The sequence below is a fragment of the Pelagibacterium sp. 26DY04 genome, from assembly GCF_031202305.1.
Lineage (GTDB): Bacteria > Pseudomonadota > Alphaproteobacteria > Rhizobiales > Devosiaceae > Pelagibacterium.
The window spans coordinates 1901947-1928019 of the sequence record NZ_CP101731.1 but is presented as its reverse complement, the minus strand read 5'-3'; the positions used below and the strand labels follow the sequence as shown (position 1 = coordinate 1928019).

Sequence of the window (26073 nt, the reverse complement as noted above, 5' to 3'; positions counted from 1 at the left end):
CGGCGCCCTTTCATGGACAGCTACGCCCGTCGACCCATCGAGCTCAAATGGTCGGACTGGAAACAGGTGCTGGTCCGGACCGGTAAGACCATGATCGACATGGATACCTCGCTGCGTTGCGCGGGCGTAGCCTTTTTCAGCTTTCTTTCGATATTTCCGTCCATCGCCATTGTCGTTCTGCTCGTCGGTCTCCTGGCCGATCGCTCATTTCTTCTCGACCAGCTCGAGCGGCTTTCCTTCTTCATGCCCGACATCGCGTTTGCGGTCATCGTCGATCAGCTCGACAAGCTTCTCGACCAACCACCCGCCGGACTCGGAATCGGGCTTGCCATTTCGATCGCGATAGCCCTTTGGAGCGGTTCGCGCGGGGTCGACGCCCTCATCTACGCCGCCTCCGCCGCTTATTATGAAAAGGTGAGACGCAGCTTCTTTTTTGCTGTCTTGCTGTCGTTCATCGTCACCGTGCTGGGCGCGGCATTCATGATAACCGCATTGGCATTGGTCGCCGCCATTCCCATTCTTACCGGGCTGAGCCCGATTCCCGGCACCGGAGAGCAATTGGCCCTCTTCTTGCGGTGGCCGGTGCTCATGGGACTTGCGGTATTGGCATTCTCACTGCTTTATCGTTTCACCATCGATCGGCGAGCCGCCAAGGCGCGTTGGATCTGGCCGGGCGCTGTGCTGGCCACGCTACTGTGGCTTGGGATCTGCCTGATATTTTCGCTCTACGTCGAAAATTTCGGCCAGTTCGAAGCCAGCTTCGGCTCCCTCGCCGCCGCGGTGGTACTGCTGTTCTGGCTTTACATTTCGGCTCAGATCTTCGTCCTTGGTGCGGCCTTCAATGCCGAAATCGAGCTGCAAACATCCATCGACACCACAATCGGTCCCGACAAGCCCATGGGCTCTCGCGGAGCCTATGTCGCCGATCACGTTGTCGACTAGATTCCAAGGACGGTATCGAACACCGCCAGGGCATCGTCGATCTGATCCTTGGTAATGATGAGGGGCGGCGCAATGCGGATGGTATCGGTATGCGTATCCTTGGCCAAAATGCCCTTGTCCCGCAACTTATAACAGAATGGCCTGGCGCCCCCCGCTTCCGGATGCAAATCGACCGCAAGCATGAGCCCGCGCCCTCGCACCGCTTTGACGTGATTTGAGCGAATGCCGGCCAGCCCTTCAAGGAAATAAGGCCCGAGCTGGGCGGCATTCTCGATCATCCCTTCCTCGATCAACACCTTCATCGCCATGCGAGCAACCGCGCACGCCAAAGGGTTGCCGCCGAACGTCGAGCCGTGCTGGCCGGGCTTGAGAACTCCGAGAACTTCTGAATTGGAGAGCACCGCGGAGACGGGATAGAACCCACCTGACAACGCCTTGCCCAAGAGCGTGACATCCGCCTCGATACCTTCGTGCTGCTCCGCCAGCAACTTGCCCGTGCGCCCGAGGCCTGTTTGGATCTCATCCAATATAAGCATCACGTTATGTTGCGTGCAGAGCTCGCGAACCCGCTTGAAATATCCCTCTGGCGGAATGATCACCCCGGCTTCCCCCTGGATCGGCTCCACCAGGAACGCAACCGTGTTCCCGGTTATCGCCCGCTCAAACGCCTCGGCATCGCCGAACGGAACCACCTTGAATCCAGGTGCAAACGGCCCGAACCCGCCCCGTGCGTCCGGGTCGGTCGAAAACCCGACAATACCGATCGTCCTCCCATGAAAATTGTTGGCGCAGACGATGATCTCTGCCTTGTCCTTTTCGACGCCCTTGACCTCATACCCCCATTTCCGCACCGCCTTGATGGCACTTTCGACCGCTTCGGCTCCGGTATTCATCGGCAGCACCTTATGAGAACCGGTGAGTTCGGCGATCTCCCGGTAGAACAGACCGAGCTGATCGTTGCGGAAGGCGCGCGAGGTCAGAGTCAGCTTGCCCGCCTGCTCAACCATCGCGGCGAGAATCCTGGGGTGGCAGTGTCCCTGATTCACCGCTGAATATGCCGAGAGACAATCGAGGTAGCGCTTTCCTTCAACATCATAAACGAACACGCCCTCTCCGCGCACGAGGGCCACGTCCAGCGGTTGATAGTTATGCGCGCCAAGGGATGCTTCCAGCGCGATCAGTTCCTCGGTTCGTGTCATGGTTTTCCCCTAGGCTGGCAGCGTTGGCCTGTCGAATATGCGGCGCCCAAATCCGCTGGCCGCCAATTCGACCATAAGGCGGGCACTCCGGCCGCGATCGTCGAGAAATGGATTGAGCTCCACCAGGTCCAGGCTGATCATGCGTCCGCTGCGCCCCACCATTTCCATGGCAAGATGCGCCTCGCGCACCGTTGCACCACCTGGTACCGTCGTCCCAACACCGGGCGCCATATCCGGCTCGACGAAGTCTACGTCCAGGCTCACGTGCAAAAAGGCGTCCTCGGCTTCCACCTCCCCAAGGATGCGCCGGATGATGGCGCCGATGCCATGCTCATCGATCTCCGCCATGTCGTTGACATCGGCGCCCCGCGCCTCGAGCAGGTCCGCTTCCGCAGGATCGATCGAACGCGCCCCAACGAGATGGAAGCGCGTTGCCGGCATCTTGGGGCACTCAAGCATCCCCTCAAATCCCGGTTCGCCGCAAAAGAATGCCGCGGGCATTCCGTGCATATTCCCGGAGGTCGAGGTTTGCGGCGTGTTGAAATCGGCATGCGCATCGAGCCAGAGAACGTGCAGCTTTTTCCCGAGCCGATGAGCATGCCGCAAGGCCGCAGCAACCGATCCGAACGACAGCGCGTGATCCCCTCCGAGGTAGACGGCGGTGCCGCGCGCCAGCGCCGCTTCCCCTGCGTCAGCGATCGCCCTTCCATACGCGGTGACCACCGAAGCATTGTGTGCGAGACCTGAAAGGGTGAAGTTCCCTTTCTCCAGCACCACATCGCCCATATCCGAAACCGTGTGGCCCAAGCCCGCCAACGCGATCTCGATACCCGCGATCCTGAGCGCCTTCGGTCCCATGGAGCAGCCTTGCCGCCCCGCCCCCTCCTCTATGGGTGCACCAATCAGGGTGACAGTTCTGGGAGCCGGTCCACGCATGCAAATCCTCCGCTTACGAGCAGCATGCCTAAGCAATCAGTCGCTCATAAGTTGCATATCTGCGCAACATGGCCCTATCATTGGTCATATTGGCCAGCGGAACTACTCAAAATGGCAACTGTTGATGAAACAGATCGTCGTCTCCTCTCCCTGCTGAGAGACAATGCCCGCCTGCCAGTCTCCAGTCTTGCCGCAACTCTCGGATTGTCTCGCACGACGGTGCGGGCGCGCATGGAACGGTTGGAGGCAAGTGGAATCATCACCGGCTATGGCGTGCGGCTCGGCACGTCCGAAGAGACCGACCGCATCCGCTCCATCGCGATGATCGAAGTCGAAGGACGCGTCACCGACCGCGTGGCGCGTGCCTTAGCGGGCTTGCCGCAGGTCCGCGCACTCTACAGCACTAACGGCCGCTGGGATCTCGTTGCCGAAATCGATACCGGCTCACTGCCCGAATTCGATGAGGTCTTACGCTCCATTCGCCTCATCGAGGGCGTCAGCCTCACCGAAACCAATATTCTGCTGGCCGCCCGCTTCCGCCGCTAAGCCGGCAAATGCAAAAGGCGCCTCTCGGCGCCTTTTCCTCAGAACGGAATGTCGTCGTCCATGCCGCCGGGCTCGAATGCCGGGGCGCTTGTCGGTCGGCTGCGGTTCTCGACCTGCCTTCCCCCACCATATCCGCCGGAGCCATATCCCCCGCCAGCATTCTCGCCGCCGCCTTCACCGCGCCCGTCGAGCATCGTCAGGGTCGAATTGAACCCCTGCAACACGATCTCGGTCGTATACTGATCCTGACCGTCCTTTTCCCACTTCCGGGTCTGAAGTTGACCTTCGATATAAACCTTGGAGCCCTTGCGCAGGTAATTCTGCGCAACCTTGGCCAGGCCCTCGCTGAAGATCACCACGCGGTGCCATTCGGTCCGCTCGCGCGGTTCACCCGTATTGCGGTCGCGCCAGCGCTCCGACGTCGCGATGCGCAGATTGACGACGGGGCTACCGCTCGGCAGCGACCGGACCTCGGGATCCGCTCCGAGATTGCCCACCAGAATAACCTTGTTGACGCTTCCCGACATATTCTTTCGCTTTCCTGTCTCTTGTCCGCCGAACCGAAATCCGGCCAGTCACGCTGGGACGCACTATATAGGGATTGGCCCGGCAAGTTCATTGCCAAGCAGAGCTTTGCACAACTCCTTTGTTCCCAATTTGTTCACGAGCGATTGGAATTGTCAAGCTTGACGAAGTTCAATATGTTCATATTATGTTCCTGGTGTATCGCAGATGTGCGTTCCGCCATCTTGCAGCCCGGCCATGTTGTGCTTAAGTGAACCGGACGCCTCCCGCGCCCGTTAGAATTGCTATTGCCGGTCCTGCCGGACCGCTACCTTTGGACGTTGCAACCGATGAATGACATCTCCAATCCCGACCGCGACATCGTCATTCGAGGTGCCAGGGAGCACAATCTCAAGAATATCGACGTCCGCCTGCCCCGGGACAAGCTGATCGTGATGACCGGGCTTTCGGGCTCAGGCAAATCTTCGCTTGCATTCGATACGATCTACGCCGAAGGCCAGCGGCGGTATGTGGAAAGCCTTTCGGCCTACGCCCGCCAGTTTCTCGAAATGATGCAGAAGCCCGATGTCGAGCAGATCGACGGGCTTTCGCCGGCTATTTCCATCGAGCAGAAGACCACGTCGCGCAACCCGCGCTCGACGGTCGGCACCGTCACCGAAATTTACGACTATCTGCGCCTTCTCTTTGCTCGCGTGGGTATTCCTTATTCACCCGCCACGGGTCTGCCCATCGAAAGCCAGACGGTTTCCCTGATGGTCGACAAGGTATTGGCGCTCGAGGAAGGTACGCGGCTTTACCTGCTGGCTCCCATTGTACGCGGGCGCAAGGGCGAGTACCGCAAGGAATTGGCCGAGCTCATGAAGAAGGGCTTCCAGCGCGTTAAGATCGACGGTGAGTTCTACGAGATCGAAGAAGCCCCCGCGCTCGACAAGAAGCTCAAGCACGACATCGAAGTCGTCGTCGACCGTGTCGTCGTCAGCGCCGATATATCCAGCCGCCTCGCCGAGAGCTTCGAGACGGCGCTGCGGCTGGCTGATGGCATCGCGCTTGCCGAGTTCGCCGACCAAACCGAAGATGACGGCACCCCTAAGCGCCTCACCTTCTCGGAAAAGTTCGCTTGCCCGGTTTCCGGCTTTACCATCGCGGAAATCGAACCGCGGCTGTTCTCGTTCAACAACCCGTTCGGCGCTTGTCCGGTGTGCTCCGGCCTGGGCACCGAGGCCAAGATCGATCCCGAACTGGTCGTTCCGGACGGATCGCTGTCGCTGCGCGACGGCGCCATTCAGCCCTGGTCCAAAACGTCTTCGCCTTATTATTTGCAAACCCTGCAGGCGGTAACGCGTCACTATAAGGCTTCAACAGGCACCGCATGGCAGGATCTGCCTTTCGAGGTGCAGCACGCCATCCTGTTCGGCACCGACAAGACGCCTATCGAGTTCGTCTATGACGACGGCTTGCGCAAATATACGACAAATAAGCCGTTTGAAGGAGTGATCGGCAACCTCGAACGCCGCTATCGCGAGACGGAATCGTCTGCCGCGCGCGAGGATATCGAGCGCTACATGTCGGCCGCCCCCTGCCCCGCCTGCGGCGGCTATCGCCTGAAGCCCGAAGCGCTGGCCGTCAAGATCAACGATCTCCATATTGGCCAGGTCGCGGACTTTTCCATCAAGGCGGCGGTCGAGTGGTTCACGGATTTGCCCAGCCATCTCAATGATACGCAAGGGGCCATCGGCGAGCGTGTTCTCAAGGAGATCCGCGAGCGGCTGACCTTCCTTAATGATGTCGGCCTCGAATACCTGACGCTTTCGCGTAACTCGGGGTCCCTCTCGGGCGGCGAGAGCCAGCGTATCCGTCTGGCGAGCCAGATCGGATCGGGACTTACCGGGGTCCTCTACGTGCTCGACGAGCCTTCGATCGGCCTGCATCAGCGCGACAATGCGCGTTTGCTCGAAACGCTGCGCCGTCTGCGGGATCTGGGCAACACGGTGATCGTCGTCGAGCACGACGAGGATGCGATCCTGACAGCCGATCATGTTCTCGATATCGGGCCTGGTGCCGGTGTGCATGGCGGGCACGTTATCGCCCAGGGCACCCCCCAGGACATCCTCAACCATCCCGAAAGCCTCACGGGCCAGTATCTCTCGGGCCGCATGGGCATCGAAATCCCGGCCGAGCGCCGCAAACCCAAAAAGGGCCGCAAGCTCTCGCTCGTGGGTGCCACTGGAAACAACCTCAAGAATGTTTCGGTCGATATCCCGCTGGGCATGTTCGTTGCCGTTACGGGCGTATCGGGCGGCGGCAAGTCGACTTTAACCATCGATACGCTTTATCAGGCCGTCGCCCGCCGCCTGAACGGCGCGCGCGTCCACCCTGCCCCGCACGAAAGCCTCACGGGCCTCGAATTTCTCGACAAGGTCATAGACATCGACCAGAGCCCGATCGGGCGCACGCCGCGGTCTAATCCCGCGACCTATACCGGAGCCTTCACGCACATTCGGGATTGGTTCGCCAACATGCCCGAAGCCAAGGCTCGCGGCTATGCGCCGGGCCGCTTCTCATTCAACGTCAAGGGCGGCCGCTGCGAAGCCTGCCAAGGCGATGGCGTGATCAAGATCGAGATGCACTTTCTGCCCGACGTTTATGTCACCTGCGACGTTTGCAAGGGGCATCGCTACAACCGCGAGACGCTTGAGGTGCAGTTTAAGGGCAAGTCGATTGCCGATGTTCTCGAACTGACGGTGGATGAAGGCGTGGAGTTCTTCTCGGCGGTGCCGGTGATCCGCGACAAGCTGGTCACCCTACAGCGGGTCGGGCTCGGTTACGTCAAGATTGGTCAGCAGGCGACCACCCTGTCGGGGGGGGAAGCCCAACGAGTCAAGCTCGCCAAGGAGCTTTCCAAGCGCGCCACCGGCCGCACCCTTTATGTGCTGGACGAACCCACCACGGGTCTGCACTTCCATGATGTCGCCAAGCTCCTCGAAGTGCTTCAGGAGCTTGTGGACAGCGGAAATACGGTGGTGGTCATCGAACACAACCTCGAGGTCATTAAGACCGCCGACTGGATCATCGATCTGGGTCCCGAAGGTGGTGATGGCGGCGGCGAGATCGTTGCCGTGGGTACGCCCGAAGAGGTAGCTGAAAGCCCGCGTTCCCACACGGGCCGCTTCATCAAGGAGGTAATGGAACGCCGCCCCCAACGCATGAGTGCCGCGCAATAGGCTTGCGGCGCTGTTTCATGACGGTTTGATGGCTTTGCCATGCGCGGCCCGCAGGGGCGGCGTGCGCGTTGACGCATACCTTGAAGTGATGATTCGCGGGTATCTTTGAAGGGTGCAAACAACCAGCATGGTGATGTCCATGTTTGTTCGTATCACCTGGAAAACGCGTCCTGCGGGAACCGTTCCTCCCAATTGGCGCCGTCCGCCGCCGTTTCTCGACCGTGGTTGCGATCTTGGTCCTGTCGGAGATTTTCACAAGATGACCAAGAGTCTGTTTGACCGTCCGGAGTAAGCCGAGGCGACCGTAGCCAGCCATGCGGAAACCGCATGGCCGAAATGACAAATCCCTAGTTCAAAGGTCGAGATTTAGGTTCTATATCCCAGTCGTCAAACGAAAGGAAAATTGAGATGGGCATTCGCAAGACTCTTAAGAAGTGGTCGGCTTATCAGCAGACGGTTCGTGAGCTCAATGCGCTCGGCAACCGTGAACTGAACGATCTCGGCATCACCCGCGGCGACATCGAACGCATCGCGCGTGATCATGCCAACCAGCTTTAAGCTTCAGACGACCTCCAACGTCCGAACGCGAAAAAGGCATCCTTGATCAAGGATGCCTTTTTTGATTCCCGGGTTTATCTCGCCCGCAGATCCTCATAGGACACGCAGACCACCTTCTCGAACGCTGGGCGTTCCGCAAGCCGCGTGTGCCAGGCCGCAACAGCCGGCATGTCGGGTCTATCGATCTCCATGGTCGTCCAGCGGTAGAGTGATACGCCGGCAACGATATCGGCATAGCTGAACGTCTCCCCCGCGAGATAAGGAGTTTTCTCGAGCTGCGCGTCCATGATTGCAAGAGCGTCGGTTGTCCTGGCCATGGCCGCCGCGATCGCCTCGGCATCCCGCCGCTCCGGTGCAGTCCGCACCACATGCGAGAAAACCCCGATCCAGGCCGGTTGGAAGGTTGATACGGTCCAGTCGGTCCACTGATCGACCACCGCCCGCTCGGCTATGTCTTCCCTCCACAGGCTGGCCCGCCCCCATTGTGCCGCGACATACCGCACGATCGCATGACTCTCCCAAAGCGTCAGGTCGTTGTGCTGCAGCACCGGCACCAGTCGATTCGGATTCATCGCGATGAACTCGGGCGTATCGAGCCCCCCGAACTTTCCGCCCGCATCGCGCCGGTCATATGCCGCCCCAACCTCTTCCAAGGCCCATAGGGCCTTTTGAACATTGGCCGAGTTGGCACGGCCCCAAAGAATGATTTCCGTCATGAAAAACTCACTCGTTAAACGACGATGAATAACAGTGAGCAACAGTCATGCAGATCGCGCAAGCCGGCAATGACCAATTTGGCCCTGCACATTGTGGGCGATTCTCACTAGCTAAAGGTCGTCAGACGAAAGGAGACCTGAAATGGACATCCGCAAGACCTTCAAGCGCTGGTCGGCTTATCAGCAGACGGTTCGCGAACTCAATGCCCTCGGCAACCGCGAACTGAGCGATCTTGGTATCGCCCGCTCCGACATTCAGCGTATTGCCCGCGACCATGCCAACGCACTCTGATCGCGGTCGCAGCAACACAAAACCTCTTTGAAGGGCACCCCCACCACAGGGTGCCCTTTTCATGTTCCGCAACGGAACGCACCGCCGATCGTCTCGTTTCCCCTCTCTCCACCCAAGGAAAGAAAGGGAAACGTCATGCAGAACCTGCAAGGCAAATCGATTGCGATTCTCGCCACCACCGGCTTCGAGCAGTCAGAACTCGAAGTCCCGCGCAACAAGCTTCGCGAAGCTGGTGCCGAAGTGCATGTGATTTCGCTCGAACCCGGCCACATTACGGGCTGGGACAAGGATGATTGGGGCGGTCCGGTCCCAGTGGACAAAACCCTCGATAGCGTCACCGCTGACGACTACGACGCCATCGTTCTTCCCGGTGGCCAGATCAATCCGGACCTGCTGCGCATCGAGCCTCGGGCCATCGATTTCATCAAGCGCTTCTGGACCGATAAGAAGGTGGTTGCCGCCATCTGTCATGCGCCTTGGCTGCTCATCGAGGCCGGCATCGCCAGCGGCCGCAAGATGACGTCATACAAGTCGATCAAGACAGACGTCATCAATGCCGGTGCCAATTGGGAAGACAGCGCGGTCGTATCCGATCAGGGCCTGGTTACCAGCCGCAATCCCGGCGATCTGGATGCCTTCTGCGACAAGATCGCCGAGGAGATTAATGAGGGGCGGCACGAACGCCGCGCCGCCTGATCTTTCGGTTGAGAACCGGGTAAAAAAGTCGCGCGTGGCAACCTTGGATTGCCGCGCGCTTTTCGTCTATAGCCATGCCTCTTGGATAAAGATGGGCAAGACATGGCTGTGGTGCATGTAATCGGTGGTGGTCTCGCAGGCTCGGAGGCGGCCTGGCAGGTGGCTCAGGCTGGTGTCGACGTGGTTCTCCACGAGATGCGCCCGGTAAATCCCACCGACGCCCATCATACCGATGGCTTTGCCGAACTTGTCTGCTCCAACAGCTTCCGCTCTGACGATCACGAGCACAACGCCGTGGGTCTCCTCCACGAGGAAATGCGTCGCGCGGGATCGCTGATCATGGCTTGTGCCGACAAGCACGCATTACCGGCCGGGGGAGCGCTTGCCGTCGATCGCGATGCCTTCTCCCAGGCCGTCACCGAGGCGCTCGAAAACCATTCCCGCATCACCATCGCACGTGAAGAAGTCGCCGGTCTGCCGCCTGCGGACTGGGAAAACGTCATCGTCGCCACCGGCCCCCTCACGTCACCCGCCCTTGCCGAAGCGCTTCAAAAACTGACAGGTGAGGACTCCCTCGCCTTCTTCGATGCCATCGCACCGATCGTTCACTACGACAGTATCGATCTCGACATTGTCTGGGCGCAGTCGCGTTACGATAAGCCAGGTCCCGCCGGCACCGGGGCGGATTATCTCAACTGCCCGATGAATGAGGAACAGTACAACCGTTTCATCGACGCCTTGCTCGAAGCGCCCTTGCACGAGTTCAAGGAGTGGGAGATCGTGCCTTATTTCGACGGCTGCCTGCCTATCGAAGTGATGGCCGAGCGCGGCCGCGAAACCCTCCGCCACGGTCCCATGAAGCCTGTCGGCCTCACCAACCCGCGCGATCCGGAAAACAAGCCCCACGCAGTCGTCCAGCTCCGTCAGGACAATGCCCTTGGTACCCTTTGGAACATCGTCGGTTTCCAAACTAAAATGCGCTATGGTGTGCAGACGGAAATCTTCAGAATGATTCCGGGCCTGGAAAACGCTCAGTTCGCCCGGCTCGGCGGGCTGCACCGCAACACCTTCCTCAATTCGCCTCGTGTCCTCCGTCCGGACCTGAAGCTCAAGGCCGATCCGCGCCTGCGTTTCGCCGGCCAGGTTACCGGTGTCGAAGGTTATGTCGAAAGCGCCGCCATGGGGCTGGTCTGCGGTCGCCTCTCGGCGGCGGAAGCCAAGGGTGAGACCCCGGCACTGCCGCCGGCCACCACGGCATTCGGTGCGCTGATCGGCCATATCACGGGCGGCCACGTGGAAGCCGAAGCCTATTCCGGCGCACGCAGCTTCCAGCCCATGAACGTCAATTTCGGCCTGTTCCCGCCAGTGGAGATCAAAAAGCCGGAGGGTCTCAAAGGTCGCTGGCGCGGACCCGACAAGGCAAAGGCCAAGAAGAAGGCGATCACGTCGCGTGCTTTGGAAGATCTGGCCGCCTGGCTCTAGCTGCGTCCGTGCCGCAGCATCCACCATGTCAGCGCAAACATGCGCAATAGCGGCGAGGGCGTTCGATGCCCGATGAATGGCGCCGCAACGTGGCGCCCGGCACGCTTCAGGTCCATATCGACGAGCGCGATACTGGCAAATGCCGGTTTCAGCCGGGGGGAAAGAGGCGCGATCGCCGAGCGGGCCTTATCGGCATGCTGGTGCGCCAGTTCAGCGATCTGGCCGAGCGCCGCCCGCAACTCTGCGCTGTCCGCCCCCGCATAGACATCGGCCTCTCGTACGCCATGGGCGGCGAACACCGACAGCGGCAGGAAGAGCTGTCCTCGCGCCGCATTATACCCGAAGGCACGCAGATGCCCGCCAAGCGCCTGCGCCACGCCCAAATGCCCCGCCGCATCCGCGGCCTCATCTGCGGAGCCACCCGCGAGGATCATCGCCGCGTATTGGTATAGAACCGAAACGGTTTCGCCCGCATACCCTTCGAACTGCCCGATATCGGGCATCGGATCGTGGTAGAGGTCGAAGCGCCGAGCCGCCAATAGCCGCAGCAAAGGACCGGCCGGCAAGGCGTAGGTTTCCAGCGTTTTCAGCAATGCATCGGCGACCGGATTGCTCGATATCGCGCCATGCCCTTCGCCCTCGATGGCATCGACCCACCATTGCAGCCGGATCTCGCCGGGGCCGGGTTCCGATACCCTCTCCCGGATCGCCGCGATCTCGGCCGAAAACGCGAAGATCGCCTGCACGCCTTGGCGATGCTCGCCCGGCACGATCAGGCTGGCTGCATAGCGATCGCGATCGAGTTCGCGCAAGCGCTCCGACGCGAGCGCAAAGCTATCGCTCATCACCGCGCCTTTGCTACACTGATCAGAGCTGCGCCCACGGCCCGGTTTTCAGCAAGCAGCACATTGTAGGTGCGTACCGCGCTGCCGGTCGAGACGGCCTCGATGATGACGCCCTTCTCCCGGAAGGCGGGCCGAATGTCGGGCGATATCGCCGCGATATCGGGACCGGTTCCGATCAGCAACACGTCCAGAGCATCGGCCGCCTCGAGCGCGCGAGAAAGCGATTGCAGCGTGATACCCGCCGCCGCGTCGACGTCCCATGCGTACATTCCCGTCGGAAGCGATATCACCGAACCGCGATGGGACATCTCGGCGAAGCGGAAGCCGCCATCACCATAGGCGTCGATAACCGCCTGATAGGGATAGTGCCCCTGCCCCGCCTCCCAGGTCATTGCCGCCTATACCGCCGCGCCGTCCGCGCGGCGCTCGGACTTTGGTTTTTCGGCTTCGGTCTCTGCGCGGGTCTTGATGCCGAGATAGAGCAGGATCGGTGCCGAAACGAAAATCGACGAGTAGGTGCCGACCAGCACGCCCCAGGCCATGGCCAGAGTGAAGCTGCGGATCACTTCGCCGCCGAAGAACACCAGCGCAAGCAGTGCCAACGCCGTGGTGCCACCGGTCAGGACGGTGCGTGCAAGCGTTTGGTTCAACGACATGTTGATGATGTCGGCCAGGCTTACCTTTTTATATTTGGAGAGGTTCTCCCGAATACGGTCATAGATCACGACCGTGTCGTTGAGGGAGTAGCCGATTACCGTCAGCACCGCCGCGATACTTGAAAGGTTGAATTCGATCCGCAGCAGCGCGAATAGACCCACGGTCAAAACCACGTCGTGGACGAGCGCCAGGATCGCACCCACGCTGAACTGCCACTCGAAGCGCAGCCATACGTAAATGACGATACCAACCATGGCGACCAGAATGCCAACGATGCCGTTGAAGGCCAACTCGCCCGACACCGTGCCGCTCACCGCCTCGGTGCGTCTGACCTCATATTCATCGGCCACGGTATCGATCACCTGCTGAACCGCGGCCTGCTGTGCGGTTTCATCGCCTTCCTGTGCGCCGATCCGCACCAGTACGTCCGCCGGCGTACCGAATTCCTGCACCTGAACTTCCCCGATGCCCAGGCTCCCCAGGCGCGAACGCAGATCGGCGATATCCGCCTCTCCATCGGTTGCCTGCAGTTCGATGGAGCTGCCGCCGGTGAAGTCGATGCCGAGATTGAGCCCCCGCGTCACCTCCAGGATGCCGGTTCCCACCAGCAAGACCAGCGTGAAGGCAAAGCCGACCTTGCGCCACTTCATGAACGGAATCTTGGGCTCGAGCGGCAAGAGACGCTCGAGGACGTTCACCTTGAGAGTCTTGGGACGCCGCCGCGAGAACCACAGGTTCACGAGAACCTGCGTCACGAGATAGGCGGTGAACATCGTCGTGAGCACGCCGATCGCGAGCGTCACGGCAAAGCCCTGCACCGGCCCCGAGCCGAGGAAGAACAAGACGACGGCTGCGATCAGCGTAGTGACGTTCGCGTCCACGATCGTCATCATCGCCCGCTTGAAACCGGAGTCGATCGCTTGGACCGCAGATCGCCCGTTCGCCAGCTCCTCGCGTATGCGCTCGAAAATGAGAACGTTTGCGTCCACGGCCATGCCGATGGTCAAAACGATGCCGGCGATACCCGGCAAGGTCAGCGTCGCTCCCAGCGTGGATAGTGCCGCCAGGATCATGCCGACGTTGATCACCAAGGCAATATTGGCGAACAGGCCGAACAGCCCATAGGCCGCGAACATGAACAGCACCACGCCCACCGTGCCGATCACACCTGCCGTAACGCCCGCGTTGATCGAATCGGCGCCAAGGCTGGGGCCAACGGTCCGTTCCTCGACCACGTCGAGCGTCGCCGGAAGCGCACCGGCACGCAGCAGCACGGCGAGGTCGCTCGCCGTATCAGGGGTGAACGTGCCGGAAATCTGGCCCGTGCCACCAGTGATCGGTTGCTGGATGGTGGGGGCGGTGATCACCTCATTGTCGAGCACGATGGCAAAGCGCCGCCCGACATTTTCCGAGGTGATTTCGCCGAAGGTCAGCGCGCCTTGTGTATTGAAGCGGAACGAGACGACAGCCTGGCCATTCTGGTCGAAGGCCGGCTGGGCGTCGACGAGCTGTTCGCCGCCCAGGGCAACGTCCTCATAAAGAAGCTCGTCGAACCCGTCTGCGCTTGGCACGATCATCGTTCCGGCTGGCAGGCCCTGCGTTTCGGCCTGCGCCGCCGTCATCGACGGATAGACAAGATGGAAGGTCAGGCGGGCGGTCTGGCTGATCAGGTCCTTGAGCCGCTCGGAATCTCCAAAGCCAGGCACCTGCACCAGAATACGGTTGTCGCCCTGCCGCTGGATAATCGGTTCGGTCGTGCCGACTTCGTCGATACGGCTGCGGATAACTTCCAGCGATTGCGCCACAAGCGACGACATCCGGCTTGAAATGGCGTCCTCGGTGAGCGTGATCTGGATGCGCCCGCCCGATGTGGTGATCTGCGTTTCCGGCGTCGTCCCCGTCTGGAACAGCGCACCTTCCAGCATCCGTTCGAGGGGGGACAGCACTTCCCGCGCCGCGTCCAATTGGCTCGGATCGGTCAATTCCACATCGAGCGTTGCACCATTGGTGGTGATGATGCTGCCGATTCCGGCATCGATGAGCAGTGTCCGCGCCTCGCGTCGGATATCGCTGATGCGGCCTTCAACGATGTCGTTTCGGTTTACCTCGAGCAGAAGGTGCGAACCGCCCTGCAGGTCCAGCCCCAGAACGATCTCGCCTTTGGGAAGGAAATCCGGCATCCCGGCCACGGTCTGATCGCTCAGGAAATTGGGCAGCACCGCGAGCATGCTGACCAGCGTCACGAGAACGACGGCGATTAACCGGAATGGCGAGCTCTTCATGAGATAAATTCGTCCTTTATTACCGCTAGCGCCAGCGCCGCCGCTTGGCGGGCGCCGACGCGCCAGCGGGTCAGTGTCGCGGGGCTGTTGCCCTGGGCGACAGTGTCATCCGATTATTTGTTGTCGTTGACCGGCTCGGACTTGGTCCGCACGTCGGCGACCATGGTGCGCACGACCTTGATCTTCACCCCTTGGGCAATCTCGACTTCGAGATCTTCGTTCTCCACCGCCTTGGTCACTTTTCCGACCACACCGCCATTGGTGACGATGGTGTCACCGCGCTTCACCGCTGCAAGCATCGCCTGGTGGGCCTTCATCCGCTTTTGCTGCGGACGGAAAATAAGGAACCAGAAAATGGCGATAAGCAGGATGATCGGAATGAAACTGGAAATAAAATCCATCCCGGTCGGCGCAGCGGCGCCCTGGGCGAAGGCAGGGGTAACGAACATTAAGACACTCCGTAGCGGTCTGCTTGTCAAAGCAGGACTGATGGCCCCATATAGGGACGCTTGCGGTTTTGGGGAGGCATCGCCTTCCAAAAAATCGCGCGGACTATACTAGCGGGCCCGGCGAAAGGCAAAGCCTATCGGGCCCTTTCAGGGGCTATTCTCCAGTGGAAAATCAAGACCAGCTTTCAGCCATCTCGGCTACGCTCGAACGCATTGCGCACGCTCTCGATGCTCTCGCGGGAACCACCCAGGCAACGGCGGCGATCGAGGACGGCATAGATGCCTATCTTTGGGACGGCGCCGAGCAAACGCTGATTCCTGTCCCACACGTCAATCGCGTACCGCTTGATCTGCTCGAAGGCGTCGCCCATCTGCGCGACATTCTCCTGGACAACACCCTGGCGTTCGCTCGCGGTCACGGCGCGAACAACGCGCTGCTGTGGGGCGCGCGCGGCATGGGCAAGAGCTCGATGGTCAAGGCCATCCATGCCCACATCACCGCGCTGGAGGAAACCGGTCTCTCCCGTCTTATCCTTATCGAGATCGCTCGCGAGGATATCGCCACCCTCCCTGCCCTGCTCCGCTTCCTCGTGGGCCGGCCGGAACGCTTCATCATCTATTGCGACGATCTGAGCTTCGACAGGGATGAGTCGAGCTACAAGGCTTTGAAGTCCGTCCTCGACGGTGGCCTTGAAGGTCGTCCCGCCAATACGGTCTTTTACGCCACGTCCAACCGCCGGCACCTGATGCCTCGGGACATGATCGACAATGAGCGCTCGACGGCGATCAATCCCGGTGAAGCCGTCGAGGAAAAAGTATCGCTCTCAGACCGCTTCGGCCTGTGGCTTGGCTTCCACAATTGCGACCAGGACACTTATCTCGCCATGGTCCGCAATTACGTCGCCCATTACGGCATTCCGGTCGATGAGTCGGAAATGCGGGCAAAAGCCATTGAGTGGTCTGCCACACGCGGCTCTCGTTCGGGACGCGTCGCCATCCAGTTCGTCCGGCACCTTGCCGGCGAAAAAGGCAAGGCTATCTCCTGAAATAGCGAAGGGGCCGGCCCTTTCGGACCGGCCCCAACAAGGAGCATTGCCTCCAGTATTCCTAGCCGGCCAGCAACGGCATCGGATCGACCGGTGTCGCGCCCTTGCGCAGTTCGAAATGGAGCTGAGGACGGCTGACCGAGCCGGTCATGCCGACGGTGCCGATGGCATCGCCGCGCGAAACCGCATCGCCCTTGACGACACCGATCGTATTGAGATGCGCATAGGCCGAAACATAGCCATTCGAGTGCTTGATCAGCACCAGATTGCCATATCCCTCGACGGCATTGCCGACGTAGATGACTTCGCCGTTTTCGGCCGCGCGAACCGAGCTGCCTTCTGGTGCTTCGATGTTGATACCGGTGCCGCGTGATGCGGCGAAATCGGTGATGACGCGTCCCGAGATCGGCCAGCGGAACTTGTCGCTGGTGGTCGAGGGCGTGGGGCTCGCCGTGGGCTGCTGGGCGGGCGCGGCGGCAACCTGCGTCGGCTGCGCTGATGGGGTCGCCGCGGGCGTCTGCGGCTGGCTGGCGGGTGCCGTGGCGGTCGTTGATGGTGTGCTGGTTGTCGCTGGCTGGGTAGCCGGCGTTCCGGACGGGGTGGTCAGCGTTTGCGTGCCCGATGCGGCGGCCACCTGCTGCGTCTGACCGCGCTGCGCCAGAAGATCGGGACGTCCCGGTATCACCAGGCGCTGCCCCACGGTGATCCGGTCGGGCGAAGAGATGCTATTGGCAGCAATGATATCGGTGGCGCTCACATCATAGCGGCGAGCGATCGTATAGAGTGACTCACCCGATGCGATCGTGTGCGTATAGGTATCGCCTTGAACCACCCCGAGCTGCGGCGACGATGTTTGCGTGGGCAGCGCGGGAGAGGAAGGCGCGGAGGCGGCGGCGGTTTGTGCAGGCATGGCTTGGGTACTCGTTACTGAAGATGGCTGCAATGCGGGAAGATCCTGGGATACAACGCCCGACTGCGTGCCCATGGGCATTGCAGTCGTCCGATCGATCAGAGCGGGTTGATTGGCCGCGGTTGTCATCGCCCCCCCGCCGACATTGGCAGGCGGCAGGTAAGCCGGCATCGGCTGGTTGATAGCCGCGCCGCCCATGCGGGTCGTCGCTCCGGTAACCGTCGGATCGCCCCCGAAGGATCCCATGGAGGAACAGCCTGCCAGCACCAGGGCGGCGGCACTCATCGCAAGTGCGGAGCCGGCGCTACGCAGATTGGAACCAGTTACGCTCATGGTCATGGGAAATGCCCGTCAACTCATCTACTCGATGAAATTAGAGTAGTCTTGTTAAGGTAAAGACGAGCTTAAAGCGGCAAGCGCTTTAACTATAATGTACGCGAGCGCCCGGGACTCAACGGCGCAAGCCGTACGCTTCCCACCTCGGTCTCGACGAAATCGTCGTCGACTCGCTCGATGCGCAGTATCGCCTGCCGATCCGCGGGTGCCCCAACGGCCATCACCGCGATTCCGCCATCTCCCAATTGCTCGACCAGGTCCTCGGGCACGTCGCTGACCGAGCCGGTCAGCAGTATTCTGTCGAATGGCGCCTGCTGCTCGAGCCCCAGCAGCCCATCCTCGTGAAGTCCCACGATGTTGGTCATGCCCTCTGCATGCCAGCGGGCCTGCGCCAGGCTGGCCAGCGTGCGGTACTTTTCGATTGAAAACACGCGTCTAGCCATCCGCGCCAGAAGCGCCGCCGAATAACCTGATCCGGTACCGACCTCGAGCACCTTGTTGGTGCCCTGCGGCGCCAATTGCAAAAGCAGCTGCGCCAGGATTCCGGGGGCGGTTATCGATTGCCCGCATTCGATGGGGAGCGAGGATTCGCGGTAAGCGTATTCGCGATAATCTTCCGGCACGAATCGCTCATGCGGAACCGTTTCGAAGGCACGCAGCAGGTCCGGATCGGTTACCCCTACCTGCCGCAGGTTGAGAATCAGGCCCGCCCGCGCTTCCCAGAGGTCGGTCACGCCAGCGTCCTCGTCTCTCATGTGCGTCCTGGGCCCTCGAACGGGAGTCTCCCGTCGAAGCGCCTGACGAAATCCATGTCGGTCTGCTGCAGCATCAGCGGCGTCACGGTGATCGCGTTGTCTTCGTGCAGGATATGGAAATCGGAGCCCGCGTCCAGCGGTTTAGGCGTCTGCAGGATCGTGACGAAGTGCTTGCCCGGGTTATCGCTCGGATAAAGCTCGAACGGCGAATGCGCGAATCGCTGATGCGGCACCACCCGGATGCCACTCACCTCGCTCGGCGCACAGATCGGGAAATTGACGTTGAAATAGGTATCGCGCGCATCGAACACGTCGAGAATGGCCTTTACCGCCTGCGCTCCCAATTCCGCCGCACACCCCCAATCGATCTCATCGCGCCCGTGGTCATAATCCATCGCCTGGCTCAACGCGATCCCCACAGCCCCATGCAAGGCCCCTTCCCTGGCCCCGGCCGCCGTGCCCGAGCAATGCATGATGTCCCCGAGATTTTGCCCGCGATTGACGCCGGACAAGACGACATCAGGCCGACGATCCTTGAGGACATGCGTCACGCCTGCCACCACACAATCGGCGGGCGTGCCATCGAGCGCAAAAATCCGCTCGCCACGCTCCTCGAGTTCGATCTCATAGCCGAAGGTAAACCGGTGCCCGGTCCCGCTCTGATTGTTTGACGGAGCGACCACCCAGACGTCGTCCGAGAGCGTGCGTGCGATATCGATCAACACCGCTAAACCCGGCGCATCAACACCATCATCATTGGTTAAAAGGATGCGTGGATTAACCTTCATCCGCCAATCTTTTCAATGCCACCCATATAGGGCTTGAGCGCCGCCGGAATCGTTACCGATCCGTCCTCGTTCTGGTAGTTTTCCATCACCGCGATCAGCGCGCGGCCGACCGCAACGCCCGATCCATTCAGCGTATGCACGAATTGCGGCTTGCCGTTCGCATCCCGATACCGCGCATCCATGCGCCGGGCCTGAAAGTCGCCGCATACCGACACCGAAGAGATCTCACGATAGGTATTCTGCCCCGGCAACCATGCCTCGATGTCATAGGTCCGCTGCGCGCCAAACCCCATATCTCCGGTGCATAGCTGCATGACTCGATAGTGGATACCCAGGCGCTTTAGGACCTCTTCGGCACAAGCGAGCATCCGCTCATGTTCTTCGGCCGACTTATCGGGCGTCGTCACCGACACCATCTCGACCTTGTTGAACTGGTGCTGACGCAGCATGCCGCGCGTATCCCGCCCGGCCGACCCGGCCTCCGAGCGGAAGCACGGGGTCAACGCCGTAAACCGCAACGGCAACTCTTCCTCGGACAGAATGGATTCACGTACGAAATTGGTCAGAGGCACCTCAGCCGTGGGAATAAGCGCCAGCCGCCCATCACCATGCCCAGCAAAGAAGAAATCGCCGTCGAACTTGGGCAACTGCCCCGTCCCGTACATGGCTTCATCCCGCACCAGATAGGGCGGCACCACTTCGGTATAGCCATGCTCATTCACATGCAGGTCGAGCATGAACTGCCCGATGGCACGCTCCAGCCGCGCGATCTGTCCCTTGAGCACGACGAACCGGCTTCCCGAGAGTTTCGCTGCGGTTTCGAAATCCATGCCGCCCATGGTTTCGCCGAGTTCGTAATGCTCTTTGGGCGAAAAACCGAGATTGGGTTTGGCCGGCCTCGTGGCTTCCGATTCGTTGGCGCGGAAATAAGGAGCATTGTCATTTTCGTCCTCACCCACCGGTACGCCTTCGGCCGGCAGGTTCGGAATCACCGACAGCGCAGCCCGGATATTCTCAGTCAACGCTTTCTCACGCGTATCGAGTTCCCCGAGCTTGTCCTTGAGCCCGGCGACTTCCGCCATCAACTCGGCCGCGCGGGCCTCATCTTTTTGCGCCTTGGCCTGTCCGATCTGCTTGGAGGCGGCATTGCGCTTTTCCTGAACGGCATTGAGTTCGGCCACCACCGCGCGCCGTTGTTCGTCCAAAAGGATAAGAGATGCCGACAGCGGCTCCATGCCGCGCGATTTGAGCGCGGCGTCGAAGGCTTCGGGATTGGCGCTGATCCATTTGATGTCGAGCATGTCGGCTGGTCCGCTGGAAAAAATTGAGCGGCCTAGTGCCTAGCCGAGCCTGCTCGGAAACTCAAGGCAGGCTCAGGTTTCCAGTTCCCGCGCCAGCTCCGCCTCACGTGCCAGCCGACGCTTCTCCATGAACCGGACTGAAACCACCGAAAGTTCATAAAGCGCCAACAACGGGAGCGCCAACCCGATCTGGGAAATCGGATCGGGGGGCGTCAAAAAGCCCGCAATCACGACGATTGCAACGATCGCGTATTTGCGCCAGCGCCTGAGATGGTCGACTCCGATCAGACCGACCTGCGCCAGCAGCGTCAGAATGACCGGAAGCTGAAAGCAGACGCCGAATGCCAGGAGCAGGGTCATCACCAGACTGAGATATTCCGAGACCCGCGTCATCATTTCAATGGTGACGCCATTGGGATCGGTCTGCTGCATGCCCAGGAAAAAGCCGAGCGCCAAGGGCATGATGCCGTAGTAGACCACTGCCCCCCCAAGCACGAAAAAGATCGGCGTGGCGATAAGGTAAGGCAGGAAGGCCATGCGCTCGTTCTTGTAGAGCCCTGGCGCCACAAAGGCGTAGACTTGGGACGCGATGACCGGGAACGCTAGAAAGATCGCCGAAAAAAGCGCGACGGAAAGTTTCGTGAAAAAGAACTCTTGGGGCGCGGTATAGATGAGGTGCACAGCTTCCGGACCACCAGCGGCAGCAATGAACGGGCCGAGCAGAAACTGGTAGATGTGGTCGGCAACGAAAAAGCACGCGATAAACAGCACCGCCAGCGCGATGACCGAATAGATCAGCCGCGTCCGCAATTCCGCCAAATGCTCGATGAGTGGCGCTTCGCTGCCCTTGAGTTCATCTTCCGGCGATTGATCTGCGATCTTTTTCTGCGCTTCGGCCATGAATCAGCCCTCACCCCCCACATCCGCGGCGCTCTCGACGCGGCTCGCAGCCTTCTTTTTCGCCGGAGATTTTTTGGTGGTCGATTTCGATGGAGCCTTTACCGCCGCTGTTTGGCCCTCCCCGGTGGAAGCTTTGGCCGTCTTGGCGCGCGATGACTTGGCGGCGGGTTTTGCAGACTTGCTTGTCGTAGAAGTTGCGGGATTCCGCCGAGCAGCCTTGATCTTGGGTTTGGCGGCACCCGGTTGCGCGGCCTCAGCGGTGTTCGTTACTGCATTTGCCGGCTTGGCAACGGTTTCGCTCACCTTTGCGCGCAAAGCCGCAGCAGCCGGCGAGGTCTGAGCCGGCGGCACGGGCGGCATGCCCGCTTGCGAGCGAATCTCATCCACTACGCTTTCCTTGCCCGGCTCAGTGGGAGCAAGCTTGCCGCTCGGCTCCACCTTGCCGTTTCTCAAGGCGTTGAACTCGCGGGTGATATCCTGGCTTGTCTGCTGAAGTGGGTCCGAAATCGCCTTTTTGGCTTCGCGTATCTCATCGGCGGCGATGGCTTTGTCGATCTCGCGCCGGAACTCGTTGCTCATACGCCGGACAGTTCCCATCATCCGGCCGATATTGCGCATCATCACCGGCAGGTCTTTCGGGCCCACCACGATGAGGATCACGATGCCGATAACCAGCATCTCGCTCCAGCCAAGGCCAAGCATCAGGATCTATCCTTTTTGGGAACCAATGCCGAACCGGTACGATCAGGCGTCCTTGCGCTCGACGTCCTTGGTCTGGTTCAGCGTAGGCTCAGCCTGGCCGGGCTTCTGGTCGATAGTTGCGACAGGCTTGTCGTCGGGCGTGTCTTCTTCAGCCATGCCCTTGCGAAACGCTTTGATGCCGCCGGCGACTTCGCCCATCAGGCCGGAAATCTTGCCGCGCCCGAACAGCAGCAGCACTACGACCGCGATAATCAGAAGTCCCCAAGGTCCCGGATTCATGTGTACCTCCTAGATGTCGACGCGGATCATGCACCGGCCGACCGGTTTCTCCGGCTCACAGATATTGATTATTGCTGGCGAAAACAAGGACTGACCGACCGCGGGCTCCGCGTTATTGCGGATGCCCGGTAAAATGCGCGTGTCCCTTCACTCCTCGGATCCACGCTCGGTCTCGCCGGGATCATCCGGATCGAGCGGATCCTCATCCTCGCGCAACGCACCGTCAAACGGCATTGGCACCTGAAAGCTCGACGGCACGCGGCTCGAAAGCAGCCCTGCCCCCTTGAGTTCATCAAGCCCCGGCAGGTCTCCGAGTGTCTCCAGTCCGAAATGATCGAGAAAACCTTCTGTGGTCCCGTAGGTCACCGGCCGCCCAGGGGTGCGCCGACGTCCCCGCATCCGAACCCATCCCGCTTCCATGAGCACATCGAGCGTGCCTTTGGAGATGGAAACCCCGCGCACCTCTTCGATTTCGGCGCGCGTCACCGGCTGATGATAGGCAATGATCGACAACGTCTCGAGCGCCGCCCGTGACAACGGACGGGTATCGGTTTCCTCGCGCCGGAGCAAAAAATTAAGGTCTTCGGCGGTGCGAAACGCCCATTTCGATCCGCGCTGCACGAGATTGACCCCGCGTCTCGCATACTGAGCCTGCAATTCGTCGATCAGTGCATCGACGTCAGCGGCATCGGACAGAAACGGCTTTACCGCTTTCAGATCGACCGGCTCGTCCGAAGCAAACAACAGGGCCTCAAGGATGCGCAGATTGCGTTCCTTGATCACAGAATCGTCTTCTGCATTCATTGCGGCAGGCTCCCCTGTCGCCGGCGCACCAGCAAGGGTGCAAAAGCCTGCTGTTGTCGCAACTCCACCTGCCCCAGCCGCACAAGTTCGAGCGAAGCGACAAAACTCGACGCCATCGCCGTCACCCTTTCTTCCGGCCGTGCCAGATACTCGGCTAGATAGGTCTCGAGCGAAACCCATTCATAGCTCTGCCCGATCAGCCGCTCGAGGATTTCGCGCGCGTCCTGCAGCGCCCACACCGTCCGGTGATAGGGCGAGTACTCAGCCGGTATGCCCCGCTCCCGCTGAGCCGAATAGGCGCGCAGCAATTGGTAAAGATCGGCTTCCCACAGCGCATGGCGAGTAATTGAGACAGGCTCGGGCATACCGCGCGCAAAAACGTCCCGACCCAGTCTGGGGCGGTTGAGCAACCGTCCCGCCGCGTCCCGCATGGCTTCCAGCCGGGCGAGCCTGAATTGCAGAAGCGCCGCCATTTCTTCGCCGCTCGGCTCTTCGTCGTCGCCTTGCTGCGGCACCATTAGCCGGCTTTTAAGATACGCAAGCCAAGCGGCCATCACCAAATAATCGGCAGCGATCTCGATCCGTTGCTGTCGGATGGATTCGATGAAGGCCAGATATTGTTCCGCCAGCGCCAGCACCGAAATCCCTGAGAGGTCGACCTTCTGCTTCCGAGCAAGATCCAGCAGAAGGTCGAGCGGGCCTTCGTATCCGCCAACATCCACGTGCAGCACGGCCGCTTCCGCCCGCTCGGGCGTTTCGTCAAACCATGGATCTAAAGCTTCAGCCATAACCTGCTGCTGGAAAATCAAAGAGGGAAGCAGCATTGCCACTCCCCTCGAACTCGTCAAGTTGCCAAGCCGTGTGTCAGCTAGTTGTCCATTACAAAGCAGTCTCCGCCCTGCGCCAGTATCGCGCCGCAAACCGAATTGGCCTCGGCGAGCGTGGGCTGGGGCAGTCGGACCCGGTAATAAATGCCGCGTTCGCCCAGATCGACACGGCTCACCTCCGGTGTCGCACCATTAAAGAATGCCCCGTAACGGGCCTGCAGCGTCGGAATGCCGCCGCGCGCGTCTTCTTCGGTGCGCTGGGAGGACAACTGCACCCACGCCCCGACGTTGGCAGGAGTGGAAGTCGCCGGTGCTGGAGCGGCGGGGGTTTGTGCCTGCGTCGGAGCCAGGGCCACAGTGCTCTCCGCGGGGGCTGGAGCACCCGGCGCGGCACTGGCTGCCGTATTGGTCGGCGCCGTAAGTCCAGCCGGCCGCGGAATTGGGCGTGGTGCCGTGGCATCGCCTTCCACCACAGTCGCTTCATCGGTCGCAGCGTCGCCCAGGTCTGTGGTCGCTCCCTGTGCCGTCGCACCCGTCGCGGCATCGCCCAACGCTGAGGCCGGCGCATTGAGCGCGGCCACCTGTTCGGCACCCGTTGCTGCGGCGGTCTCCCCACCCGCCATGGCTTCCGCGATCGCCTCCCCGATCGGGTCGGCTGTCAGCGTGCTGTTGGGCACAGCAGGTACATCGGGGCGTTCGACCGGCAGGACATTGGAACCGGCCACGCTATCCTCCGCCTGAACGATGGTTCCATCCGGACGGACAGTCACCGTACGCACCGGGCGGTTGGCGAGTTCGGTTTCGCCTTCCTCGGGGGCAAGAACCTGCGCGACTTCCGCGCCGCTCGCGCCACCGGTCTGGTCTCGCGACACCAGCGCCTCTTCCTCGGGTGCAGCTGTGTTGCCCTCGATTTCGTTGAAAACAACGGAGTCGTTCGCAGCCGTTTGGTCCGGCGCCGGCTCGACATCTTCCTTCAGCGGTTGGGCATCAGCGGTCAGCACCGGCGCTTCGCCTGGCTCCGGCGGCCCGGAGAAGAACGTGAAGTACACCCCACCAATCAGCGCAACGATGGCTACGCCTGCGGCGATGGGAAGAACGAAGCCGTTGATCCGCCGCCGCGGTCGCTCGGTATCGTATGCAACCTCTTCCTCGCCGTATTCGTAGTCTTCTTGCCGAGTTTCCGGCGCCGCATCATCCCGGGAGGCGGCAAACAGCGGATCGGGTATGCGCTCAGCAGCAGGCGTGAACTCACCGTCGCCGGCCATCGGCTCGGAGTGGAATTCGTCCCGAGCAGCTTCCTGCGGCGTCGGCCACGTTTCCGGCTCCACAGCCGGTTCGTGGCGCCGCACTGTCGCCCCCGTCGCGGCAGCGGCAGCCAGGATGGCGGATTCGGCTGCGTTCACAGCCTCGTCGGTTGGCGTATCGTCAAGAAAGCTCGAGCGGACGCGTCGCCCCGAAAACCCAGTATCACCCGAATTGACGCGAGCAGCCTCACCGATCAGGGCCTCGATTTCGCTCAACGGATCCCCGTCGTGCGTGTACGAAACCGAAGGCTGGGTGACCGCGGAAACCGTAAAATCGTCATGGCGCTGCGACGCGACTTCTTCATCCTGAGGCTGCAGCTCTTGGCTGGTATCTTCGGACCAAGAGGGCGCTTCCTGCGAGAAATCGCGATCGTAAGCCTCCACTTCCGCATCAGCGATCAATTCGGCGATCGGGTCATCCTGTGAGGTCGAGGCACCTTGTTGTGGCGCGGTGCCAAACCCGAAATCGAATCCGGCAAGCTCATCATCGGCCTGCTGCGTCTCCTCTCGGGTTCCCCATTCAGGCTCTGCCTGCGGCTCGCCCCGGTCCGGGACGCCAAAGCTCTGCTCCGCCTGATCGAAGTCGCTCTGCACCGGCTCGGCAGGCTCCGGTTCGGGTGCAAACTGTGGTTCTTCGCGCCGATAGGCATCGCTGCGGGTCGAGGTGTTGCGCGCATCCTGCGCCACCAGCCGCGCCAGTTCCGCGATCAGATCGTCGGAATCCTGCGCGGCGGCCGACTGGTTGTGCTTGGTATTGTCCATAGAGCAGCGCCCC

The 26073-nt window shown here is 61.0% G+C and carries 26 protein-coding genes; 8 read left to right on the top strand and 18 right to left on the bottom strand.

All coding sequences use genetic code 11. The features are described 5' to 3' along the window. Positions 1 to 12: 12 nt before the first annotated feature. The gene (locus NO932_RS09385) at positions 13 to 942 is read left to right on the top strand and encodes a YihY/virulence factor BrkB family protein (protein WP_309210955.1); all 930 of its coding nucleotides are present in this window, start codon (positions 13 to 15) and stop codon (positions 940 to 942) included. Here the strand turns inward: NO932_RS09385 and rocD are convergent. Both rocD and rocF read right to left on the bottom strand, forming a co-directional pair. After that, the gene (gene rocD, locus NO932_RS09380; RefSeq protein WP_309210954.1) at positions 939 to 2141 is read right to left on the bottom strand and encodes an ornithine--oxo-acid transaminase; all 1203 of its coding nucleotides are present in this window, start codon (positions 2139 to 2141) and stop codon (positions 939 to 941) included. The genes NO932_RS09385 and rocD overlap by 4 nt on opposite strands. Before the next feature lie 9 nt (positions 2142 to 2150). Next, positions 2151 to 3077 carry an arginase gene (gene rocF / locus NO932_RS09375; protein WP_309210952.1) on the bottom strand — a complete coding sequence of 309 codons (927 nt, stop codon included), beginning with the start codon at positions 3075 to 3077 and terminating at the stop codon, positions 2151 to 2153. Between the two features lie 111 nt (positions 3078 to 3188). On the opposite strand from rocF, the gene NO932_RS09370 reads away from it, so the two are divergent. Continuing rightward, entirely contained in the window at positions 3189 to 3623 is a 435-nt protein-coding gene (locus NO932_RS09370) for an Lrp/AsnC family transcriptional regulator (protein ID WP_309210950.1), read from the top strand. Positions 3624 to 3661: 38 nt separating this feature from the next. Here NO932_RS09370 and ssb read toward each other — a convergent pair whose 3' ends face one another. Beyond that, a complete protein-coding gene (gene ssb, locus NO932_RS09365) occupies positions 3662 to 4150 on the bottom strand; it encodes a single-stranded DNA-binding protein (RefSeq protein ID WP_309161277.1) in 489 nt (162 codons plus the stop codon). Between the two features lie 327 nt (positions 4151 to 4477). On the opposite strand from ssb, the gene uvrA reads away from it, so the two are divergent. Beyond that, positions 4478 to 7369: an excinuclease ABC subunit UvrA gene (gene uvrA, locus NO932_RS09360; RefSeq protein WP_309210948.1), complete on the top strand. Its 2892-nt coding sequence runs from the start codon at positions 4478 to 4480 to the stop codon at positions 7367 to 7369. A gap of 408 nt (positions 7370 to 7777) precedes the next feature. Beyond that, entirely contained in the window at positions 7778 to 7927 is a 150-nt protein-coding gene (locus tag NO932_RS09355; protein WP_309161280.1) for a DUF1127 domain-containing protein, read from the top strand. 74 nt (positions 7928 to 8001) lie between these two features. Here the strand turns inward: NO932_RS09355 and NO932_RS09350 are convergent, their stop codons facing one another. Beyond that, positions 8002 to 8643, bottom strand: a complete 642-nt coding sequence (locus NO932_RS09350) for a glutathione S-transferase family protein (RefSeq protein ID WP_309210947.1) — start codon at positions 8641 to 8643, stop codon at positions 8002 to 8004. Positions 8644 to 8785: 142 nt separating this feature from the next. Between NO932_RS09350 and NO932_RS09345 the strand changes: the two genes are divergently transcribed. The 3 genes from NO932_RS09345 (at position 8786) to trmFO (ending at position 11113) form a co-directional block, all read left to right on the top strand. Beyond that, positions 8786 to 8935 (top strand): DUF1127 domain-containing protein, encoded by a 150-nt coding sequence (locus tag NO932_RS09345; RefSeq protein WP_309161283.1) that lies wholly within the window; start codon positions 8786 to 8788, stop codon positions 8933 to 8935. Positions 8936 to 9070: 135 nt separating this feature from the next. Further along, a complete protein-coding gene (locus NO932_RS09340; protein ID WP_309210945.1) occupies positions 9071 to 9631 on the top strand; it encodes a type 1 glutamine amidotransferase domain-containing protein in 561 nt (186 codons plus the stop codon). Positions 9632 to 9733: 102 nt separating this feature from the next. Continuing rightward, positions 9734 to 11113: a methylenetetrahydrofolate--tRNA-(uracil(54)-C(5))-methyltransferase (FADH(2)-oxidizing) TrmFO gene (gene trmFO, locus NO932_RS09335; protein ID WP_309210943.1), complete on the top strand. Its 1380-nt coding sequence runs from the start codon at positions 9734 to 9736 to the stop codon at positions 11111 to 11113. Here the strand turns inward: trmFO and NO932_RS09330 are convergent. From NO932_RS09330 to yajC, 4 genes are all read right to left on the bottom strand, one after another. Further along, positions 11110 to 11958 carry a phytoene/squalene synthase family protein gene (locus NO932_RS09330; RefSeq protein ID WP_309210941.1) on the bottom strand — a complete coding sequence of 283 codons (849 nt, stop codon included), beginning with the start codon at positions 11956 to 11958 and terminating at the stop codon, positions 11110 to 11112. The two genes, trmFO and NO932_RS09330, sit on opposite strands and share 4 nt — an antisense overlap. Then, the gene (locus NO932_RS09325) at positions 11958 to 12350 is read right to left on the bottom strand and encodes an MTH938/NDUFAF3 family protein (RefSeq protein WP_309210939.1); all 393 of its coding nucleotides are present in this window, start codon (positions 12348 to 12350) and stop codon (positions 11958 to 11960) included. The genes NO932_RS09330 and NO932_RS09325 overlap by 1 nt, the downstream gene beginning before the upstream one ends. A gap of 6 nt (positions 12351 to 12356) precedes the next feature. Next, positions 12357 to 14897 (bottom strand): protein translocase subunit SecD, encoded by a 2541-nt coding sequence (secD, locus tag NO932_RS09320; RefSeq protein WP_309210938.1) that lies wholly within the window; start codon positions 14895 to 14897, stop codon positions 12357 to 12359. A 113-nt stretch (positions 14898 to 15010) separates the two neighbouring features. Continuing rightward, on the bottom strand, positions 15011 to 15346 hold the full coding sequence (yajC, locus tag NO932_RS09315; RefSeq protein WP_309161293.1) for a preprotein translocase subunit YajC: 336 nt from the start codon (positions 15344 to 15346) through the stop codon (positions 15011 to 15013). Between the two features lie 164 nt (positions 15347 to 15510). Between yajC and NO932_RS09310 the strand changes: the two genes are divergently transcribed. Then, positions 15511 to 16392: an ATP-binding protein gene (locus tag NO932_RS09310; RefSeq protein WP_309210936.1), complete on the top strand. Its 882-nt coding sequence runs from the start codon at positions 15511 to 15513 to the stop codon at positions 16390 to 16392. Between the two features lie 61 nt (positions 16393 to 16453). On the opposite strand, the gene NO932_RS09305 is transcribed toward NO932_RS09310, so the two are convergent. The 10 genes from NO932_RS09305 to NO932_RS09260 form a co-directional block, all read right to left on the bottom strand. Then, positions 16454 to 17641: a M23 family metallopeptidase gene (locus NO932_RS09305; RefSeq protein WP_309210934.1), complete on the bottom strand. Its 1188-nt coding sequence runs from the start codon at positions 17639 to 17641 to the stop codon at positions 16454 to 16456. Between the two features lie 86 nt (positions 17642 to 17727). Next, a complete protein-coding gene (locus NO932_RS09300) occupies positions 17728 to 18372 on the bottom strand; it encodes a protein-L-isoaspartate(D-aspartate) O-methyltransferase (RefSeq protein ID WP_309161297.1) in 645 nt (214 codons plus the stop codon). Between the two features lie 17 nt (positions 18373 to 18389). After that, the gene (gene surE / locus NO932_RS09295; RefSeq protein ID WP_309161299.1) at positions 18390 to 19181 is read right to left on the bottom strand and encodes a 5'/3'-nucleotidase SurE; all 792 of its coding nucleotides are present in this window, start codon (positions 19179 to 19181) and stop codon (positions 18390 to 18392) included. Next, positions 19178 to 20482 (bottom strand): serine--tRNA ligase, encoded by a 1305-nt coding sequence (gene serS / locus NO932_RS09290; protein WP_309210932.1) that lies wholly within the window; start codon positions 20480 to 20482, stop codon positions 19178 to 19180. Before serS ends, surE begins: the two co-directional genes overlap by 4 nt. 72 nt (positions 20483 to 20554) lie before the next feature. Continuing rightward, positions 20555 to 21382 carry a twin-arginine translocase subunit TatC gene (tatC, locus tag NO932_RS09285; protein ID WP_309210930.1) on the bottom strand — a complete coding sequence of 276 codons (828 nt, stop codon included), beginning with the start codon at positions 21380 to 21382 and terminating at the stop codon, positions 20555 to 20557. A gap of 3 nt (positions 21383 to 21385) precedes the next feature. Beyond that, entirely contained in the window at positions 21386 to 22084 is a 699-nt protein-coding gene (gene tatB / locus NO932_RS09280) for a Sec-independent protein translocase protein TatB (protein ID WP_309210929.1), read from the bottom strand. Positions 22085 to 22126: 42 nt separating this feature from the next. Then, positions 22127 to 22363: a twin-arginine translocase TatA/TatE family subunit gene (gene tatA, locus NO932_RS09275; protein WP_309161303.1), complete on the bottom strand. Its 237-nt coding sequence runs from the start codon at positions 22361 to 22363 to the stop codon at positions 22127 to 22129. A 147-nt stretch (positions 22364 to 22510) separates the two neighbouring features. Beyond that, positions 22511 to 23167, bottom strand: coding sequence for an SMC-Scp complex subunit ScpB (scpB, locus tag NO932_RS09270; protein ID WP_309161304.1), 657 nt, complete (start codon positions 23165 to 23167; stop codon positions 22511 to 22513). Further along, complete coding sequence (locus NO932_RS09265) at positions 23164 to 23955, bottom strand: ScpA family protein (RefSeq protein ID WP_309211014.1); 792 nt, start codon at positions 23953 to 23955, stop codon at positions 23164 to 23166. The genes scpB and NO932_RS09265 overlap by 4 nt, the downstream gene beginning before the upstream one ends. Positions 23956 to 24035: 80 nt before the next feature. Next, complete coding sequence (locus NO932_RS09260) at positions 24036 to 26060, bottom strand: hypothetical protein (protein WP_309210928.1); 2025 nt, start codon at positions 26058 to 26060, stop codon at positions 24036 to 24038. Positions 26061 to 26073 lie beyond the last annotated feature (13 nt).